Consider the following 16,637-nt stretch of genomic DNA (forward strand, 5'->3'; position numbering starts at 1 on the left):
AAAGCGTAAATCCTCTGGAAATCGCTTGCAATGCAGATGTTCACATGGTAAAATCAGGCCTCAATGAGATGTTGCCTTGTGATACTTTGTCCCCCACCCCCGCAAAACGGACAGAGTGTCCCAAATAAAATGACCACACATGGCTTTCAGCATACGGCGTTCAGCCGCAAGTGGCTTGCAGCTGAACGCTGTGTGCAGCCACAAAGGTCCGAGGTAACGACTTGTTGCCCCGGGCCTTTTCTTGCTTTCTCTTGTGACTTTTAGCCGCAGCCATATTTGAATATATCGCCGAAATGGCCTGGTTTTCTGACTTTTTTCTTCTTTTTCCCTGCTGAAAACCCTGCCTGGCCCGCAATACAGCCGAAGTCCATGGCTGCTGTACCTGCCAGGAGAAAACACTACGGTTTACACGGCCGAAAACCGTGATTTCTGATTTTTCTCTTATCTATACGGCTGAAAGTCGTGCGCTGAAGGCCCCTTGCGGCTGAAAGCCGCGTGCTGAAAGCCGCGTGCTGGGCCAAGATAAGAGGGAGAAAGAGAGCGAAATAAAAGGGAGAAGAACAATTGTCTCGATTACGGCCGCAGGCCCGGAGCAACTGTCGTTGCCCCGGGCCTTTTGCCAATATGCGGGAGAGAACAAGAGAGAGAAGAAGTGATATAGATGATTGTTCTGGACCTGGAGTGGAACCGCAGCTATGACAAGAAGCCTCTGGACGAGATCCTCCAGATCGGCGCGGTCCGGGTGGAGGAGATCGGAGGGCCTATTGTGGACACGTTCAGTGTCTTCATCAGGCCCACGGTCCACAAGCGGTTCGATCCAGGGGCGAGGAAGCTGCCGGAATTACAGGCCTCTGTTCAGTCTACAGTGGAATTTCCCGTCGCGTTGGAGCAGTTCCGGGCCTGGTGTGGGGGAGAGACCGCCTTCGCCGCCTGGGGCGGCGGAGACGACTTCAAGGCGCTGCGGCAGAACTGCGAGTACTGGAATATTCCCCCGGTGCCGGTGGAGACGGTTTGCGACCTCCAGACGGCCTTTTCCTACCTGGTGGGCGCCGGCCAGCAGGTGGCGCTGTGGCGGGCGGTGGAGTACTGCGGCATTCCGGATATTTTCGATTTCCATAACGCCCTGTGTGACGCCATGTACACCGCCGTAGTGGCCCGATGGATCACGCCGGAGGCCCTGGCCTACCGGCCGGAGAGGCGGGAAAAGTCTCGCCGCCTGCCCTCGCCCCGCCTCTCCAAGCTGTCCTTTTCCAAGCAGCCCCGCCGGAAGGTGGGCCCTCAGCCCACCCCGGAGGGCGTTCTGAACGCCAGGGCGGGGCGGCAGCCGGCCTGCCCCATCTGCGGGCGGATGGGCTCCGTCAGCCGGTGGAGCTTTGTACGGCCCAAGGGGAAGACGGTGCCCCTGGTCTATTATGCGGTGTTCCGGTGTCAGGAACACGGACGGTTTTTGTGCCGCATGACGCTGAGCCTCCGGGAGGACGGGACCTGGGTGGGACGGCGGTCTGTTCCGGCCATTACGCCGGAGCTGGCGCGGGAGTTTGAGGCGGCGCGGCAGGGCGGCACCCACGTCTGCCGGAGCGAGGGGGGAAAAAAGAGAAAATCCAGACCAACGGGAAAGCCGTCTGCCGCTGCGGACCGGAACGCTTAAAATCCGGAAAATGCCGCATACTATCCCCGGTGATGAAGAATGGAGTCAATTTGGACAAAGGAAACGGCTCTGCCCCGTTTTCCAACTCTGCAGGGGGAACTCCGCACGGATGTGCTGGTTATCGGCGGCGGGCTGGCGGGGCTTCTGTGCGCCCGGCGGCTGACGGAGCTTGGTGTGGAGAATGTGCTGGTGGAGGCCGACGGCATCTGCGGCGGCGTGACGAAGAACACCACTGCCAAGATCACCTCCCAGCACGGACTGATCTATGAAAAGCTCCTGCGGCAGTTCGGCGCGGAGCGGGCCGGGATGTATCTGGCGGCCAACCAGGCGGCCCTGCGGGAGTATCGCCGGCTGTGCGCCGGAGTGGACTGCGGTTTTGAGGAGCGGGACGCGTTTGTCTACTCCAGGAGTGACCGCGCCGGGCTGGAGCGGGAGGTGCGGGCCCTGGAGGCCCTGGGCTTCTCCGCGGAGCTGGCGGAGGAGGTGCCGCTGCCGTTTCCAACGGCGGGAGCGGTGCGCTTTCCCAAACAGGCGCAGTTTGACCCGCTGCGGTTCGCGGCCGCGGCGGCGAAGGGCCTCCGGATCTATGAGCACACGCCTGTTCTGGAGCTGGCCCCCCGTACGGCGGTGACGCCGGAGGGGAGGATTCGGGCGGAGAAAATCGTCGTCTGCACCCACTTCCCCTTTCTCAACAAGCACGGCAGCTATTTCCTCAAGATGTACCAGCGCCGCTCCTATGTCCTGGCGCTGGAGAATGTCCCGGATGTGGGCGGCATGTATGCGGACGGGGCGGAGGACGGACTGTCCCTCCGGAATGCCGGATCGCTGCTGCTTCTGGGCGGCGGCGGGCACCGCACCGGTGGAAAGGGCGGCGGCTGGGAGGAGCTGAAACGCTGCGCGGCCCGGTATTACCCCGCCTCCCGGGAGGCGGCCCGCTGGGCGGCGCAGGACTGCATGACATTGGACGGCGTGCCCTATATCGGGCCTTATTCCGCCCGTACCCAGGGGCTCTATACGGCTACGGGCTTCAACAAGTGGGGGATGACCTCCTCCATGGCGGCGGCTATGATCCTGGGGGATTTGGTGACGGGCCGGGAAAACCCGTGGGTCCCGGTATTCTCCCCCTCCCGGACCATGTTACGGCCTCAATTGGCAGTCAACGCCGCCGGAGCGGCGCTGAATCTGCTGACGCCCACAAGGCCCCGGTGCCCCCACATGGGCTGTGCGCTGAAGTGGAATCCCCGGGAGCGCACCTGGGACTGCCCCTGCCACGGTTCCCGCTTTACGGAGGAGGGGCGCCTGATTGACAACCCGGCCACAGGGGACCTCAAGCGCTGCGGACGGAAAGGGGAATAGCGGCAGGGCCGCCGGGAGACCGGCGGCTCTTTTTGCCGCCGAAAGGCATATCCCGCCGCTCTGCCGCATACAATTTCCAAGACTTAAAAGGGAGGGGACGGCCATGACCTCAAGGCAGGCGGGACGGAGAATCAGCACCATTGCGGCGGCGCGGCGGAGACCGGGCCGCGCAGGCGCGCGGCGGGCGGTCCGGCGGAAAGAGGATTCCCTGAGCGCCGGGGAACGCCGCCGTCTGATTCAGCTGGCGGCCTGCGTGGGGATTTTTATCCTGCTGGTGGCGGTAAAGCTGCTGCTGCCGGGGCGGATGGCCCAGATCAATCAGTTTCTCAACGGCCCCATGGAGCAGAACGTGGATGTGCGGGCGGTGTTCTCCGCCGTGGGGCGGGCCTTTGCTGGGGAGTCCGACGTGGGCGGCGCGGCCCGGGATGTGTACCAGGCGGTGTTTCACCCGGAGGTGCCGGGGGAGATTCTGGAAACTGCCGTTCTGGGAGAGCTGCCGGAATCATCCGCCATGGACACCCTGCGGGCCTATCGGGACGCGGAGGAGCCGCCGGCAGAGACAGAGGACGGCGGACAGACAGGCGGAGAGGGGCAGGCGTCCACTCTGGCCTATGTGCTCTACTCCGACCAGAATTTGCCAAGCAACGTCAGTCTGGAGCAGGCAATTCTTGATTTTGACTACCGCGCCCCTCTTTCCGGGGCTTTGAGCTCCAACTTCGGCTACCGGGAGCACCCGGTAGAGGGGGAGGAGCGGTTCCACTACGGCGTGGACCTGGCGGCGGAGACCGGCACGGAGATCTGCTGCTTTGCTGACGGCACCGTCACGGCGGTAGGGGAGAGCAGCAGCTATGGAAAGTACTGCATTGTAACCCATCAAGGGGGATATACCACGCTCTATGCCCACTGCAGCCGGGTGACGGCTTCCTCCGGCACAGCGGTGCAGAGGGGACAAAAGATTGCGGAGGTGGGGGAGACCGGCATGGCCACCGGGCCGCATCTGCACTTTGAGCTCCAGCGGGACGGCGTGTACTTAAATCCCATCTACTATGTGGCGGCTGTGTGACCTGCGGGGCCGCATCCGCATCTCGCCTGGGTTCTGCCTGCTGACGGTCTGGTTCGCTTTGGACAACGGCTGGGAGCTGCTGGGAACCGTGCTGGGCGCCGCCGCGCTCCATGAGCTGGGGCACTGTCTGGTTCTGCGGCTCATGGGGGTGCCCATCGCCGGACTGCGGATCGGCGTATTCGGCGCGGAGCTGGCGGCGGACCGGAGGGGGATGTCCTATCCCGGCGAGCTGGCGGCGGTGCTGGCGGGGCCGGGGGCAAACATTCTGTGTGCCGTACTGCTGACACTGCCGGGCGGGACGAGGTGGGCGGTATTCACGGGGGCGAATTTGGTGCTGTGTGTTTTCAACCTGCTTCCCGTGCGCCCCCTGGACGGCGGACGGGCGCTGTACCTGCTGGCCGCCTGGGCCGCCGGGCCGGCGGCGGGGGAGCGGGCTGTCCGATGGGCTGGCGGAATCACGGCGCTGGCTCTGTCGGCGGCGCTGGCTTTTGTGATGGCTCGCACCGGCGGCAGTCTGTGGCTTCTGCCCGCCGCGGCGGGCCTGCTGGCGGCAGGGGGCAGAGAGCTGGCCGGACGGGGCGGAGATTTGAAATATTCCTGATCTGTAAAAAAGTGCTTGCATTTTGTCGTGGTCTGTGGTATTCTATTCAGGCTACAAAGGGCGGTCCTCTGCCGTGCGCTGGCGAAATGCGCCGCGGCGCCGTAAAAGGCGGCATGAACGCCTATCATTTAGGAGGAATATATCCATGGATCTCATCAAGGAATTGAACAAGGAAACCCTGGCCCGTGAAGTGCCCGTCGTCAAGATCGGCGATACCGTGCGTGTCCATGTGAAGGTCAAGGAGGGCTCCCGTGAGCGTATCCAGGTCTTTGAGGGCACCGTCATCGCCAAGAAGCACGGCGGCATTGAGGAGACCATCACCGTCCGCCGCATCTCCTACGGCGTGGGCGTGGAGAAGGTGTTCCCTGTGCACTCTCCCTCTATCGACACCATTCAGGTCGTCCGCAACGGTAAGGTCCGCCGGGCCAAGCTGTACTATCTGCGCGGCCGCGTGGGCAAGAGCGCCAAGGTCAAGGAGAAGCTTTGATCCGGAGATAAAGAGAGGCTGCGGCCTCTCTTTTTTCTTGCCGCGGGCTTGTGGAACGGGGGATTATTTGCTATACTATATAAATTAATAAATCAGGAGCTTTGCCAATGGGAAAGAGAAAGAGGGCGCGGCCGCCGGGCCGGGAGCTGTACGAGTGGGCGCAGGCGCTGGTGTGCTCCGTGCTGACGGTGGTGGTGCTGTTCACCTTTGCCGTCCGGATTATCGGCGTGTCCGGCGGCTCTATGCGGGAGACCCTGCAAAACGGCGATCTGCTGCTGGTATTGGACGGGTGGCTCTGCGGGGACTATGGTCCGGGGGACATCGTGATTTTGCGCAAACCGGGCTTTCATGAGGGGAATCCCATCGTGAAACGGGTCGTTGCGGCGGCGGGCCAGACGGTGGACATCGACTTTGACGCCGGTACCGTCTATGTGGACGGCAAGGCAATGGCGGAGCCCTATATCCGGGAGCCCACTCACACGGACGAGGGGACGGAGTTTCCGCTGACGGTGCCGGAGGGCTGTATCTTTGTCATGGGGGACAACCGCAACGAAAGTGACGACAGCCGGAATCCGGCCCTGGGGGCGGTGGATACCCGGAGCGTCATTGGCAGGGCTTTTTTCCTGGCGGTGCCGGGAGCGGCGGAGGAGACGAAGGAGCGGGACTGGTCCCGCATGGGAATGTTAAATCGGGAGGACTGAGAGCAATGGCGGAAAATACGGAAAGGCTGGAAGATCAGAACCAGCAGGAGGAGAAGTCGGACGGCAGAGAATCCTACGAGTGGGTACAGGCGCTGGTGTGCTCCGTGCTGGCGGTGGTGGTGCTGTTTACCTTTGTGGCGCGGCTGATCGGGGTGGACGGACACTCCATGCTGCCCACGCTCCAGAACGGGGACCGGATGCTGGTGCTGAACTCCATACTCTACCACGACTACAAGTACGGCGACGTGGTAGTGCTGCGGAAGGACACCTTTTTGAAAGAACCCATCGTCAAGCGGGTCATCGCCACGGCAGGCCAGACGGTGGACATCAACTTTGACAGCGGCACCGTCTACGTGGAGGGCGAGCCCTTGCGGGAGGACTATATCAACGAGCTGACCTTCCTGGAGGAGGGGACAGAGTTTCCTCTCACCGTGCCGGAGGGACACATCTTCGTCATGGGGGACAACCGCAACCGCTCCAGCGACAGCCGGGATTCCAACCTGGGCACGGTGGACACCCGCTATGTCATCGGCCGGGCGGTGGCGGTGGCCTTTCCAGGGCCGGATGAGGAGACGCAGAAACGGGACTTCCGCCGGATCGGGGTGATCGCGTGAATATCCAGTGGTATCCCGGCCACATGACTAAGACCCGCCGGATGATCGCCGAGCAGCTGCGCAACGTGGACGCTGTGTGCGAGATTCTGGACGCCCGTATCCCGGTTTCCAGCCGGAACCCGGACGTGGACCAGCTGACGGCGGGAAAGCCCCGGCTGGTGGTGCTGAACCGGGTGGACCAGGCGGACCCGGAGGCCACGAAGCGATGGGCCGCGCATTTTCGGTCAAAGGGCTATGCTGTGCTGGAGTCCAACGCCAAGGGCGGCGCGGGGACGGCGAAATTTGCCGCCGCCGTGCGGGAGCTGCTGGCGGACAAGCTCCGGGCCTATGCCGAGAAGGGCCAGGCCGGCCGGGTGGTGCGGGTGATGATTCTGGGCATCCCCAACGTGGGCAAGTCCACCCTTATCAACAAGGTGGCGGGCCGGAAGACGGCCAGGACCGAGGACCGCCCCGGTGTCACCCGGAGCAAGCAGTGGGTGCCCATTGACAAGGGGCTGGAGCTGCTGGACACGCCGGGCATCCTCTGGCCCAAGTTCGAGGACCAGAGCGTGGGGCTGAATTTGGCTTACACCGGCGCGGTGAAGGATGATATTTTAGATGTGGAGACCCTGGGCTGTCATCTGATGGCCTACCTGGGGGAGCGGTATCCCGACGCATTGACGGCGGGGTATAAGCTGCCGTCTCTGCCGCAGCGGGAGGACGGGGAGAACGACATCGCCTACGGCTACCGCCTCCTGGAGGCCGCGGGCCGGAAGCGAGGCTTTCTGATCTCCGGCGGCGAGGTGGACACAGAGCGGATGGCGAAGATCCTGCTGGACGAATTCCGGGGCGGCAAGCTGGGGCGGTTCACCCTGGAGCTGCCCGAACAGGGGGAGGAAGCGGTATGAAGCGAGTGGGCCCCAGCTCATGGATGTTGGCGGTGTCGGTGCTGGTGTGGCTTTTCGCGGTGCTCTGCACCGTCTACGGCGTTTGGGCCCTGGTCACCGGCCAGGTCTCCTCGGACCCGGCGGTGCTGGAGTCCATCGGTGTGGCTCCGGGCCGGGAGAGGCTGATTTATTATCTTGGCGTTCCTCTCTTCGGGGCCTTCGTGGTGTATTTTGCCTTCCATATCTTCTTCATGGGTACAGGCTGTATCCTCTATGACGAAGAGATGGTGGTCTTTGTCCTGAACCGGCGGGAGCGCCGGTCCTACCGCTGGAGGGACCTGCGCCCCGGCGGTGTGACGGTGCGCAGCCTCCGGGAGATCGAACCCGGGGGAGCGGTGTTCTTGCTGGACGGCTGGTATTTTACCTTTTCGGACGGGAGGCGCTTTCCTGTCCGGGCCATCCTTCCAGGCTATGGAGAGTTTGTGAATCTGCTGGCGAAAAAGGGCCTGCTGACCGGGCAGAGAGGTGTGTGAATGCGTGGAAGGTGCCGATGGAACATACGAATCCGCGCCAGGAGCGGCTTTTGGGCCGAATGGTGTTTTCCGGTGTCAGCTGGGTGATTTTCCATGTCTGGGCTGCAATCTATAACGGCGTCCGCTCCATTGACCACGGCGATGGCCACAGCTACGGCTGGCAGGGCTATGCGCTGACGGCGGCATATCTGCTGAGCTTGCTGGTATTTGACGGGCTGGCGTATTTCGTCCGGAGCCGGAGCGCCGGCCGGGTGCTGGCAAAATTTTGGGCTGTATGCGGTGCAGTTATCGCCATGATTCTTGCAATATGTCTGACAGGAGCGACCGACAAAGGACTTGTAATCCTGCTCCTGCTTCTTCTGCCCTTTGTCCCTCTGCTCCCTGTTCTGGAACTGGTGATGGTGAACGATATTCTCATATTGGCGGTGATATTCGCGCTGTGTGCGGGCCATCTTGTCTGGTTCCTGCGGCTGTATCGTCTGGCAGGGGTCTGCAGGGATTTGCGGGCAGATGAAAGCTCCAAGTTGGAGGAGACAAAATGAGTGACAAGACAGGAAAGATTTGTACCATTGCGGTGCTGGCGATGTGGATTGTTCTCCAGCTGTACACAAATGCCATCACGTTTTTTGAGAGCTTTTATTATACCTACTCAGACCGGACCTAGATTGCCCTGGGGCTCTGGATTCTGAGTATACTGGTTCTGGACGTGCTGCTGTATTTTTGTGGAAGTGGAAGGCTGCTATGCAAATTGAAATGGTGGTGGGTGATCTGCTGTCTGTTTTCTATGGTCATGTCGATCATATTTTTGCTTGGGGAGCGTCTGAACGGAGCTGCCGATGGGGCGGGAATCCTGCTCGGTGCCTTTGTGATGCCGCTTTTCCAGTATGGTGCCCTATCGTGGCTGGCACTGGGGCAGAGGATTAGCATACGGATTGTGTTCTGCATCGGCTGCTTGGGAGGGGGACTGCTGTGTCTGGTCCAGTCTGCCTATATAGCTTGGCTCCGCCGCCGGATCAAAAAGAGAGGGGAGACGCCCGATGGACCTGTGGACCCCGGAGCGGGAACAGTGGAAAAAAGGGTATAGCCTCCTCTGCGGCGTGGACGAGGCGGGGGCGGGCCCCCTGGCGGGGCCGGTGTACGCCGCCGCCGTGATCCTTCCCCGGGAGATCGGCATTCCCGGCCTCAATGACTCCAAGAAGCTGACGGAGAAAAGACGGGAGGTGCTCTATGGCCGCATCACGGCCTGCGCCGCCTGGAGCGTGGCCCGGGCGGAGGTGGAGGAGATCGACCGGCTGGACATCCTCAACGCCCGCATGCTGGCCATGCAGAGAGCCATTGACGGGCTTACCGTAACGCCGGATTTGGCCCTGATCGACGGCAATCGGGACCACGGCAGCCGGGTCGCTGTCACTGCGCCCCACGTCACCATCGTGGGCGGCGACGGGAAGAGCGCCTCCATCGCCGCCGCTTCCATCCTGGCCAAGGTCAGCCGGGACAGGTATGTCTCCACGGAGCTGGAGACACGGTATCCCCAATATCAGTTTGCCAGGCACAAGGGCTACGGCACAAAGCTGCACTATGAGATGCTGGACCGGTATGGCCCCTGCCCGGCCCACCGGAGGAGCTTTTTGAAAAAGTGGGAGGCGAGGCGGCCATAAGCGGGACGAGAGATGCCGGAGACCGGGGCGAGCGGGCCGCGGCGGAATTTCTGGAGCGTCGGGGCTGTGAGATTCTGGCTGCCCAGTGGAGGTGCCGGTACGGTGAGCTGGATCTGGTGGCCCGGGACCGGGACGGCGCCGTCTGCTTCGTGGAGGTAAAGCTTCGGAGCACCAGGGCCATCGGCCTGCCCCGGGAGTTTGTGGACGGCCGCAAGCAGGAGCGGCTCCGCAAGACCGCCATGGCCTATTTGGTGGAAAGCGGCATGGAGGATGCCCCCGCCCGGTTTGACGTGGCGGAGGTCTATATGGGAAGGGACGGTTCCCTCCGGGTGGAATATCTGGAGGATGCGTTTACATAACAAATCTCCTGAAAGTGAGGAAATTACTGATGAAATATTACAGCACACGGGACAAATCCCTCCGCATGGACTCGGCGGAGGCCGTGAAGATGGGCCTGAGCCGGGACGGCGGACTGCTGACGCCGGAGGCCATTCCCCAGATCGACCGGGCCTTTTTGGAGAGCCTGGTGAACGCGCGGTATCAGACCCGGGCGGCCAGGGTTATGGGGCTGTACCTGACGGACTACACGGAGGAGGAGTTGCTCACCTTCGCCGAGAACGCCTACGGCCCCGACAAGTTCGACACGGAGGCGGTGGCCCCCGTCCGGACGCTGGACGAGAATACCCACTGCCTGGAGCTGTGGCACGGCCCCACCTCCGCCTTCAAGGACATGGCCCTCCAGATGCTGCCTCAGCTGCTGTCCGCGGCTCTGCGGAAGACCGGGGAGGATAAGACGGTCTGCATCCTGGTGGCCACCTCCGGAGACACCGGCAAGGCCGCCATGGAGGGCTTTGCCGACGTGCCTCAGACGCGGATCTGTGTGTTCTATCCCAAGGACGGCGTGTCCAGGGTCCAGGAGGCCCAGATGGTCACCCAGGAGGGGGACAACGTGGGCGTGTGCGCCGTGGCAGGTAATTTCGACGACGCCCAGGCCGGCGTGAAGCGCATCTTCTCCGATGAGGCTATCCGGGAGACTCTGGCGGGCCGGGGCTATTTCCTCTCCTCCGCCAACTCCATCAACTGGGGGCGCATTCTGCCCCAGGTGGTCTACTATATCTCCGCCTACTGCGACCTGGTGCGGGACGGAAAGCTGGACATGGGGGACAGGGTGAACTTCTGCGTCCCCACCGGCAACTTCGGCGACATTCTGGCAGCGTACTATGCAAAGCGCATGGGCCTGCCTGTTGGAAAGCTCATCTGCGCCTCCAACTGCAACGACGTTCTGACAGATTTCCTCCGCACCGGCGTCTACGACCGCAACCGCCCCTTCCACACCACCATGAGTCCCTCCATGGACATCCTGGTGTCCAGCAACTTGGAGCGGCTGCTGTTCGATCTCTCCGGGGAGAACGACGAAGAGGTGCGGGGCTACATGGAGTCCCTGACGAGGGACGGGAAGTACGAGGTCTCCAACGCCATCAAGGCGGCCCTGAAAGAGGCGTTCTGGGGCGGCTTCTGCGACGAGGCCGGTACTGCCGCTGCCATCGGGGACTACTATAAAAACGGGTATCTCATTGATACTCACACCGCCGTGGCCGCCAGCGTCATGGAGCAGTACCGCCGGGAGACCGGCGACGAGACTGTGACGGTGTTCGTCTCCACCGCTTCCCCCTATAAGTTTTGTAACCACGTCCTCACCGCCATCGGAGAGACCCCGGCGGGAGACGGCGTGGAGCTGCTGGACCAGCTATGCGGCGTCACCGGCGTGACGGTGCCCCGGCGGCTGGCGGCATTGAAGGGCAAGGAACGGCGCTTTGACCTCACCTGCGAGAAGCCGGGCATGGACGGTGTGGTGCTGGACTTCCTGAAATGAACAGGGGAACGGCAGAGAGGAAGGTCAAAACACTGTATGCATGTGGGCATGGTGTTCACTGGGGCTGCGGGTCCTGGGGACAGGACTGATAGCAGCCTCGCCGCTTCTGACTTGGGTCTGGAAGAAGATGGAGAGTCCCTGGGCCGCCAGCCACGCATATCTGCGGCCGGCCTTCATCTTTGACGATGAGATATAGGAGGCACCCTGTATGCAAAGACTGAAACGAAAGCACGCCAAGCTCTTCTGGGCCCTGTTCTGGGTGTTTTGGGGGTTGGAGGGCGCGGCGTGGGCGCTGCGGCTGGCAGGGGAAGAGCACCCCTGGCTTTTAGCTGCGGCCAGCTGGATTACGATTCTGGCCTTTCTCCCCTTGCTGGGGGCGGGCGTAATCTGGCGCCGCCGCCTCCAGTGTCCCAACTGCCATGACCGGGAGCGGAGCGGCTCCGTCCGGCTGAACCCAAAGAAAACGGACTGCTGCAAAAGCTGCGGCCAGCCCATACTCTTTGACGATCAGATTTGACCTGCCCCCTGCAAATACCGTTTTCAAAGCCGCCGCTCCGATTTGGATGATTGCCGGACCATCAGAGCGAGCTGAAATTTTTGGTTACATTTATATAAAAAGTAAGAAGCTGTATTCATGGGCGGGAATGCTGGACGGACGAGGGATTTCCGCGTCGGTCAAGGCAAATTTTTGCGGGAATACTGGATGTATTTCAAGATAATTTAACGGAGAACGGCGCGAAAAGACCCGTCCGGACGCGTTCAACGTCTGTGAATGCAGCTTTTAACGGAAGGGAGGGGCGTATATGGCCCTCTACGCCATCGGAGACCTGCACCTCTCCCTGGCGGTGGATAAGTCCATGGAGATCTTCGGCCCGGCCTGGGAGAACTATGTCGCCCGCATTGAGGAGGGACTGGCCGTTCTGGGGCCGGAGGACACCCTGATTCTGGCCGGGGATACCTCCTGGGGCATGACCCTGGAGGAGGCGGAGGCAGATTTCAAATTCCTGGACCGCTTTCCCGGGAAAAAGTACCTCATCAAGGGCAACCATGACTACTGGTGGACCACCGCCGCCAAGCTTCACCGTTTTTTTGACGAGCGGGGCATCCGAACCCTGGACATCCTCCACAACAGCTGCGTCTTTTATGGGGACTATGCCGTCTGCGGCACCCGGGGCTGGTTCCTGGAGGAGGATCAGAAGCCTCATAACGCAAAGGTCCTGAACCGGGAGGTCATGCGGCTGGAGACCTCCCTGGCGGCGGCCGGAGAGCGGCCCATCCTGTGCTTCCTCCACTACCCGCCGATGTACCAGGGCTACCAGTGTCCGGAGATCCTGGCGGCGCTGGAGAAGTACCGCGTCAAAAGCTGCTGTTACGGCCATCTCCACGGCCCCGCTATCCGCCGCAGGTGGGAGGGAGAGCGGCACGGAACGGAATTTTCCCTGATCTCCGCCGACTATCTGGGGTTTGCACCAAAAAAAATCTGCGAATAGTGGAAAATTAGTTGAAAAAAGGCTGGTAATTTCAGAATTCTTCTGGTAAAATATATACTCGCACCGGCGTGGAGCCGGCGATGAACGGAGGAGTAGACAACATGAGTGTGAAAAGCTGCGAAAAGATCGAAAAAAGCCAGGTCGCTCTGACCATCGAGGTCGGCGCGGAGGCATTTCAGGCCGCTGTCGAAAAGGCGTATCGGAAGATGCGCGGAAAGATCAATATGCCGGGTTTCCGTCCCGGCAAAGCACCCCGCAAGCTCATTGAGCGTATGTACGGCGCGGAGGTGTTTTTCGAGGAGGCCATCAATATAGCGTTCCCCGACGCCTATGAGGAAGCTGTGAAGGAGAAGGAGCTCCAGGTGGTGGGCTACCCGGCGGTGGAGTTGGTGGGCGACGCCTCTGCCGACGGCTTTACCTTCAAGGCCACGGTCCCCGTCTATCCCGAGGTCACCTTGGGTGAGTACAAGGGCTTGACCGCCGAGAAGGAGGAGGTGAAGGTCACCGCCGCCGATGTGGACGAGCGTCTCAAGCAGCTCAGCGACCGGAACACCCGTCTGGTGTCTGTGGAGCGGGAGGCCAAGGAGGGCGACACCGCCGTCATCGATTTTGAGGGCTTCCTGGACGGCGCTCCCTTTGACGGCGGCAAGGGGGAGAATCACAGTCTGGAGCTGGGTTCCCACAGCTTTGTTCCCGGATTTGAGGAGCAGATTGTCGGCATGAAGGCTGGCGACGAGAAGGACATCGACATCACCTTCCCCGAGGATTACCACGCGGACCTGGCCGGCAAGGCCGTGGTCTTCAAGGTCAAGTGCCACGAGGTGAAGGAGAAGGAAGTCCCGGAGATGGACGACGAGTTCGCCAAGGATGTCAGCGAGTTTGACACCATGAAGGAGCTGAAGGCGGACCTGAAAAAGAAGATCGCCGAGGAGCGCCAGAAGGCCGCTGACCGGGAGTTTGAGGACGCCCTGATGACCAAGGTGGCCGAGGGCATCACCGCCGACATCCCCGACGCCATGGTGGAAAATCAGGCCCGGCAGTTTGTGGAGAACTTCAAGATGCAGATCACCCAGCAGGGCATCCCCTATGATCAGTACGCTCAGATGACCGGCATTACCGAGGCAAAGCTCCTGGAGGACGCCAAGGAGCCGGCCCTGCGTCAGGTGCGGATGGACCTGGCCCTGACCGCTGTCATCAAGGCTGAGAACATCGAGGCCTCCGATGAGGATGTGGAGGAGGAGTTCAAGAAGCTGGCGGAGCAGTACGGCATGGACCTGGAGATGGTGAAGAAGTATGTCCAGGCCGACCAGGTCAAGGACCAGGTAGTCAGCCGGAAGGCCGTGGCCCTGGTGGTGGACAGCGCTTCCGCCGTGAAGCCGGAGAAGAAAAAGAAGACTGCCAAGAAGGCGGAGGACACTTCTGAGGGAGCCGCCGAGGGTGAGGAAAAGCCCAAGAAGGCGGCGAAGAAGACTGCCAAAAAGGCCGCCGACGGCGAGGAAAAAGCTGCCAATAAAGCCGCTGACGGTGAGGAGAAGACCGCCAAGAAAACTGCAAAGAAGGCTGTGAAGGAAGCCAAGAAAGAGGAAGAGTAAGCCGGACTTTTTCCCGTTTTACATCGGAACGGCCCCGTCCCGGCGGACCCCCACAGCCCGCCGGGGCGGATTTTTGGGATTGTTCATGGATTCGACACATTCTCTCATGGTGCTTGTGGTATCATGGGAGAATGGTTTATTGGGCAGATTCCGGATGGGCGCCGTATGCAGCGGAAGCCGGAGGGCCATGAACCGCCCCACGAAAGAACGGAGGTTTTCAAGTATGAGTTTAGTCCCCTATGTTGTGGAGCAGACCAGCCGGGGAGAGCGTTCCTATGACATTTTCTCCCGCCTGCTGAATGACCGCATCGTGTTTCTGGGCGAGGAGGTCAACGCTACCACCGCAAGTCTGGTGGTGGCCCAGCTGCTGTATCTGGAGGCCCAGGACCCGGACAAGGAGATCCAGTTCTATATCAACAGCCCCGGCGGCTCCGTCACCGACGGCATGGCCATCTATGACACCATGCAGTACGTCAAGTGTGAGGTGTCCACTATCTGCGTGGGTATGGCCGCCAGCATGGGCGCGTTTCTGCTCAGCTCCGGCGCCAAGGGCAAGCGGCTCGTACTCCCCAACGCGGAGATTATGATCCACCAGCCCTCCGCCGGCACCCAGGGCCAGATCACCGATATGGCCATCCACCTCAAGCGTCTGGAGACCATCAAGAAGCGGATGAACCGCATTCTGGCGGAGAACACTGGCCGCTCGGTGGAGGAGGTCACTGCCGCCTGCGAGCGTGACAACTTCATGAGCGCCGAGGAGGCGCTGGAGTTCGGCCTGGTGGATCAGATCATCACTGCCAGAAAATAAAAGCGAGACTGAGGGTATTTACCATGAGTGACGACGGCAAGAAGACGCTGCGGTGTTCCTTCTGCGGCAAGCATGAGCAGCAGGTCCACCGCATGATTCAGGGGCCCGGTGTGCGCATTTGCGACGAGTGTGTCCAGCTGTGCATGAGCATCCTGAACGACGGGTTTGACGATATGGAGTCCAACCCCCTGGAGGATATTCCCGACCAGCTCCCCACGCCCCGGGAGATCAAGGACGTGCTGGACCAGTACGTCATCGGCCAGGACGAGGCCAAGGTGGCGCTGTCCGTGGCGGTGTACAACCACTATAAGCGCATCTTTTTCGGCGGCGACGAGGACGTGGAGCTGCAAAAGAGCAACATTCTGATGCTGGGCCCCACGGGCTCCGGCAAGACTCTCTTTGCCCAGACCCTGGCCAGGATTTTGAAAGTCCCCTTCGCCATTGCCGACGCCACCACCCTTACCGAGGCGGGCTATGTGGGCGACGATGTGGAGAACATCCTCCTGCGCCTGCTCCAGGCTGCGGACTTTGATGTGGAGCGGGCCGAGCACGGCATCATCTACGTGGACGAGATTGACAAGATCGCCCGGAAGAGCGAGAATACCTCCATTACCCGGGATGTCTCCGGCGAAGGTGTGCAGCAGGCGCTGCTGAAAATTGTGGAGGGCACCGTGGCCAACGTGCCGCCTCAGGGCGGAAGGAAGCACCCCCATCAGGAGTTCATCCAGGTGAACACCCGGAACATCCTCTTTATCTGCGGCGGCGCCTTTGACGGGCTGGACAAGATCATTGAGAAGCGTCTGGACCAAAAGAGCATCGGCTTTGGCGCCAATATCCAGGGCAAGAAGGACAAGGACCTTGACAAGATTCTCCATGAGGTCCAGCCCCACGATATTCTCAAATTCGGCATTATCCCGGAGCTGGTGGGACGTCTGCCGGTGATCGCGCCGCTGAATGCGCTGAAGCGCGAGGATCTGGTGCGGATTCTGAAAGAGCCCAAGAACGCTCTGGTAAAGCAGTACCGGAAGCTGCTGGAGTACGATGAGGTGGAGCTGGTGTTCGAGGAGGAGGCCCTGGAGGCCGTTGCCGACAAGGCCATCGAGCGCAGCATCGGCGCCCGGGGCCTGCGGGCCGTGATGGAGAACCTCCTCACTCAGATCATGTACGACATTCCCTCCGATCCCACCATTGTCAAGGCGGTCATCACAAAGGACTGCGTGGAGGGGAAGGGAGAGCCTCAGCTGACCCGTGACCCCAATAAAATCAATTATTCCGTGAAATTAAACACCGGCAAGGGAGAGAAGCCGAGAAACGGCGGCTCTGCCCCGCGGTCGGCGTCTTAAAGAA

Annotated in this window: 19 protein-coding genes; all 19 read left to right on the top strand. The window is 61.4% G+C overall.

The genetic code is table 11. The features are described from left to right. Positions 1-661: 661 nt before the first annotated feature. The 19 genes from C816_RS15770 (at position 662) to clpX (ending at position 16,633) form a co-directional block, all read left to right on the top strand. The gene (locus tag C816_RS15770) at positions 662-1,648 is read left to right on the top strand and encodes a 3'-5' exonuclease (RefSeq protein WP_016323400.1); all 987 of its coding nucleotides are present in this window, start codon (positions 662-664) and stop codon (positions 1,646-1,648) included. A 39-nt stretch (positions 1,649-1,687) separates the two neighbouring features. After that, positions 1,688-3,004, top strand: coding sequence for an FAD-dependent oxidoreductase (locus C816_RS15775; RefSeq protein WP_016323401.1), 1,317 nt, complete (start codon positions 1,688-1,690; stop codon positions 3,002-3,004). A 103-nt stretch (positions 3,005-3,107) separates the two neighbouring features. Beyond that, positions 3,108-4,067, top strand: a complete 960-nt coding sequence (locus C816_RS15780) for a M23 family metallopeptidase (protein ID WP_016323402.1) — start codon at positions 3,108-3,110, stop codon at positions 4,065-4,067. Beyond that, entirely contained in the window at positions 4,051-4,668 is a 618-nt protein-coding gene (locus C816_RS15785; protein ID WP_016323403.1) for a zinc metalloprotease, read from the top strand. Before C816_RS15780 ends, C816_RS15785 begins: the two co-directional genes overlap by 17 nt. Before the next feature lie 145 nt (positions 4,669-4,813). After that, a complete protein-coding gene (rplS, locus tag C816_RS15790) occupies positions 4,814-5,155 on the top strand; it encodes a 50S ribosomal protein L19 (RefSeq protein WP_016323404.1) in 342 nt (113 codons plus the stop codon). 107 nt (positions 5,156-5,262) lie between these two features. Then, positions 5,263-5,856, top strand: coding sequence for a signal peptidase I (lepB, locus tag C816_RS15795; RefSeq protein ID WP_016323405.1), 594 nt, complete (start codon positions 5,263-5,265; stop codon positions 5,854-5,856). A gap of 5 nt (positions 5,857-5,861) precedes the next feature. Beyond that, entirely contained in the window at positions 5,862-6,470 is a 609-nt protein-coding gene (gene lepB / locus C816_RS15800) for a signal peptidase I (RefSeq protein ID WP_016323406.1), read from the top strand. Beyond that, the gene (gene ylqF / locus C816_RS15805) at positions 6,467-7,357 is read left to right on the top strand and encodes a ribosome biogenesis GTPase YlqF (RefSeq protein ID WP_016323407.1); all 891 of its coding nucleotides are present in this window, start codon (positions 6,467-6,469) and stop codon (positions 7,355-7,357) included. The genes lepB (C816_RS15800) and ylqF overlap by 4 nt, the downstream gene beginning before the upstream one ends. Next, positions 7,354-7,869, top strand: a complete 516-nt coding sequence (locus C816_RS15810; protein ID WP_016323408.1) for a hypothetical protein — start codon at positions 7,354-7,356, stop codon at positions 7,867-7,869. Before ylqF ends, C816_RS15810 begins: the two co-directional genes overlap by 4 nt. 17 nt (positions 7,870-7,886) lie before the next feature. Beyond that, positions 7,887-8,411 carry a hypothetical protein gene (locus C816_RS15815; RefSeq protein WP_040655926.1) on the top strand — a complete coding sequence of 175 codons (525 nt, stop codon included), beginning with the start codon at positions 7,887-7,889 and terminating at the stop codon, positions 8,409-8,411. Then, positions 8,408-8,533, top strand: a complete 126-nt coding sequence (locus C816_RS25370; protein WP_016323410.1) for a hypothetical protein — start codon at positions 8,408-8,410, stop codon at positions 8,531-8,533. Before C816_RS15815 ends, C816_RS25370 begins: the two co-directional genes overlap by 4 nt. Positions 8,534-8,906: 373 nt before the next feature. Continuing rightward, complete coding sequence (locus C816_RS15820; RefSeq protein ID WP_016323411.1) at positions 8,907-9,527, top strand: ribonuclease HII; 621 nt, start codon at positions 8,907-8,909, stop codon at positions 9,525-9,527. After that, positions 9,506-9,886 carry a YraN family protein gene (locus C816_RS15825; protein WP_016323412.1) on the top strand — a complete coding sequence of 127 codons (381 nt, stop codon included), beginning with the start codon at positions 9,506-9,508 and terminating at the stop codon, positions 9,884-9,886. The genes C816_RS15820 and C816_RS15825 overlap by 22 nt, the downstream gene beginning before the upstream one ends. Positions 9,887-9,915: 29 nt before the next feature. Then, positions 9,916-11,400, top strand: a complete 1,485-nt coding sequence (gene thrC / locus C816_RS15830) for a threonine synthase (protein WP_016323413.1) — start codon at positions 9,916-9,918, stop codon at positions 11,398-11,400. A 208-nt stretch (positions 11,401-11,608) separates the two neighbouring features. Further along, the gene (locus C816_RS15835; RefSeq protein ID WP_016323414.1) at positions 11,609-11,917 is read left to right on the top strand and encodes a hypothetical protein; all 309 of its coding nucleotides are present in this window, start codon (positions 11,609-11,611) and stop codon (positions 11,915-11,917) included. Between the two features lie 286 nt (positions 11,918-12,203). Continuing rightward, positions 12,204-12,890, top strand: coding sequence for a metallophosphoesterase (locus C816_RS15840; protein WP_016323415.1), 687 nt, complete (start codon positions 12,204-12,206; stop codon positions 12,888-12,890). Between the two features lie 101 nt (positions 12,891-12,991). Next, positions 12,992-14,482, top strand: a complete 1,491-nt coding sequence (gene tig, locus C816_RS15845; RefSeq protein WP_016323416.1) for a trigger factor — start codon at positions 12,992-12,994, stop codon at positions 14,480-14,482. Between the two features lie 223 nt (positions 14,483-14,705). Then, positions 14,706-15,290: an ATP-dependent Clp protease proteolytic subunit gene (locus C816_RS15850; RefSeq protein ID WP_016323417.1), complete on the top strand. Its 585-nt coding sequence runs from the start codon at positions 14,706-14,708 to the stop codon at positions 15,288-15,290. Positions 15,291-15,313: 23 nt separating this feature from the next. Then, the gene (clpX, locus tag C816_RS15855; protein WP_016323418.1) at positions 15,314-16,633 is read left to right on the top strand and encodes an ATP-dependent Clp protease ATP-binding subunit ClpX; all 1,320 of its coding nucleotides are present in this window, start codon (positions 15,314-15,316) and stop codon (positions 16,631-16,633) included. Positions 16,634-16,637: the final 4 nt, after the last annotated feature.

Source organism: Oscillibacter sp. 1-3, from assembly GCF_000403435.2.
Lineage (GTDB): Bacteria > Bacillota > Clostridia > Oscillospirales > Oscillospiraceae > Oscillibacter.

Coding starts and splice junctions, on each gene's coding strand:
- C816_RS15770 (WP_016323400.1), top strand. CDS start 662: ATGATTGTTCTGGACCTGGAGTGGAACCGCAGCTATGACAAGAAGCCT.
- C816_RS15775 (WP_016323401.1), top strand. CDS start 1,688: ATGGAGTCAATTTGGACAAAGGAAACGGCTCTGCCCCGTTTTCCAACT.
- C816_RS15780 (WP_016323402.1), top strand. CDS start 3,108: ATGACCTCAAGGCAGGCGGGACGGAGAATCAGCACCATTGCGGCGGCG.
- C816_RS15785 (WP_016323403.1), top strand. CDS start 4,051: ATGTGGCGGCTGTGTGACCTGCGGGGCCGCATCCGCATCTCGCCTGGG.
- rplS (WP_016323404.1), top strand. CDS start 4,814: ATGGATCTCATCAAGGAATTGAACAAGGAAACCCTGGCCCGTGAAGTG.
- lepB (WP_016323405.1), top strand. CDS start 5,263: ATGGGAAAGAGAAAGAGGGCGCGGCCGCCGGGCCGGGAGCTGTACGAG.
- lepB (WP_016323406.1), top strand. CDS start 5,862: ATGGCGGAAAATACGGAAAGGCTGGAAGATCAGAACCAGCAGGAGGAG.
- C816_RS15810 (WP_016323408.1), top strand. CDS start 7,354: ATGAAGCGAGTGGGCCCCAGCTCATGGATGTTGGCGGTGTCGGTGCTG.
- C816_RS15815 (WP_040655926.1), top strand. CDS start 7,887: ATGGAACATACGAATCCGCGCCAGGAGCGGCTTTTGGGCCGAATGGTG.
- C816_RS25370 (WP_016323410.1), top strand. CDS start 8,408: ATGAGTGACAAGACAGGAAAGATTTGTACCATTGCGGTGCTGGCGATG.
- C816_RS15820 (WP_016323411.1), top strand. CDS start 8,907: ATGGACCTGTGGACCCCGGAGCGGGAACAGTGGAAAAAAGGGTATAGC.
- thrC (WP_016323413.1), top strand. CDS start 9,916: ATGAAATATTACAGCACACGGGACAAATCCCTCCGCATGGACTCGGCG.
- C816_RS15835 (WP_016323414.1), top strand. CDS start 11,609: ATGCAAAGACTGAAACGAAAGCACGCCAAGCTCTTCTGGGCCCTGTTC.
- C816_RS15840 (WP_016323415.1), top strand. CDS start 12,204: ATGGCCCTCTACGCCATCGGAGACCTGCACCTCTCCCTGGCGGTGGAT.
- tig (WP_016323416.1), top strand. CDS start 12,992: ATGAGTGTGAAAAGCTGCGAAAAGATCGAAAAAAGCCAGGTCGCTCTG.
- C816_RS15850 (WP_016323417.1), top strand. CDS start 14,706: ATGAGTTTAGTCCCCTATGTTGTGGAGCAGACCAGCCGGGGAGAGCGT.
- clpX (WP_016323418.1), top strand. CDS start 15,314: ATGAGTGACGACGGCAAGAAGACGCTGCGGTGTTCCTTCTGCGGCAAG.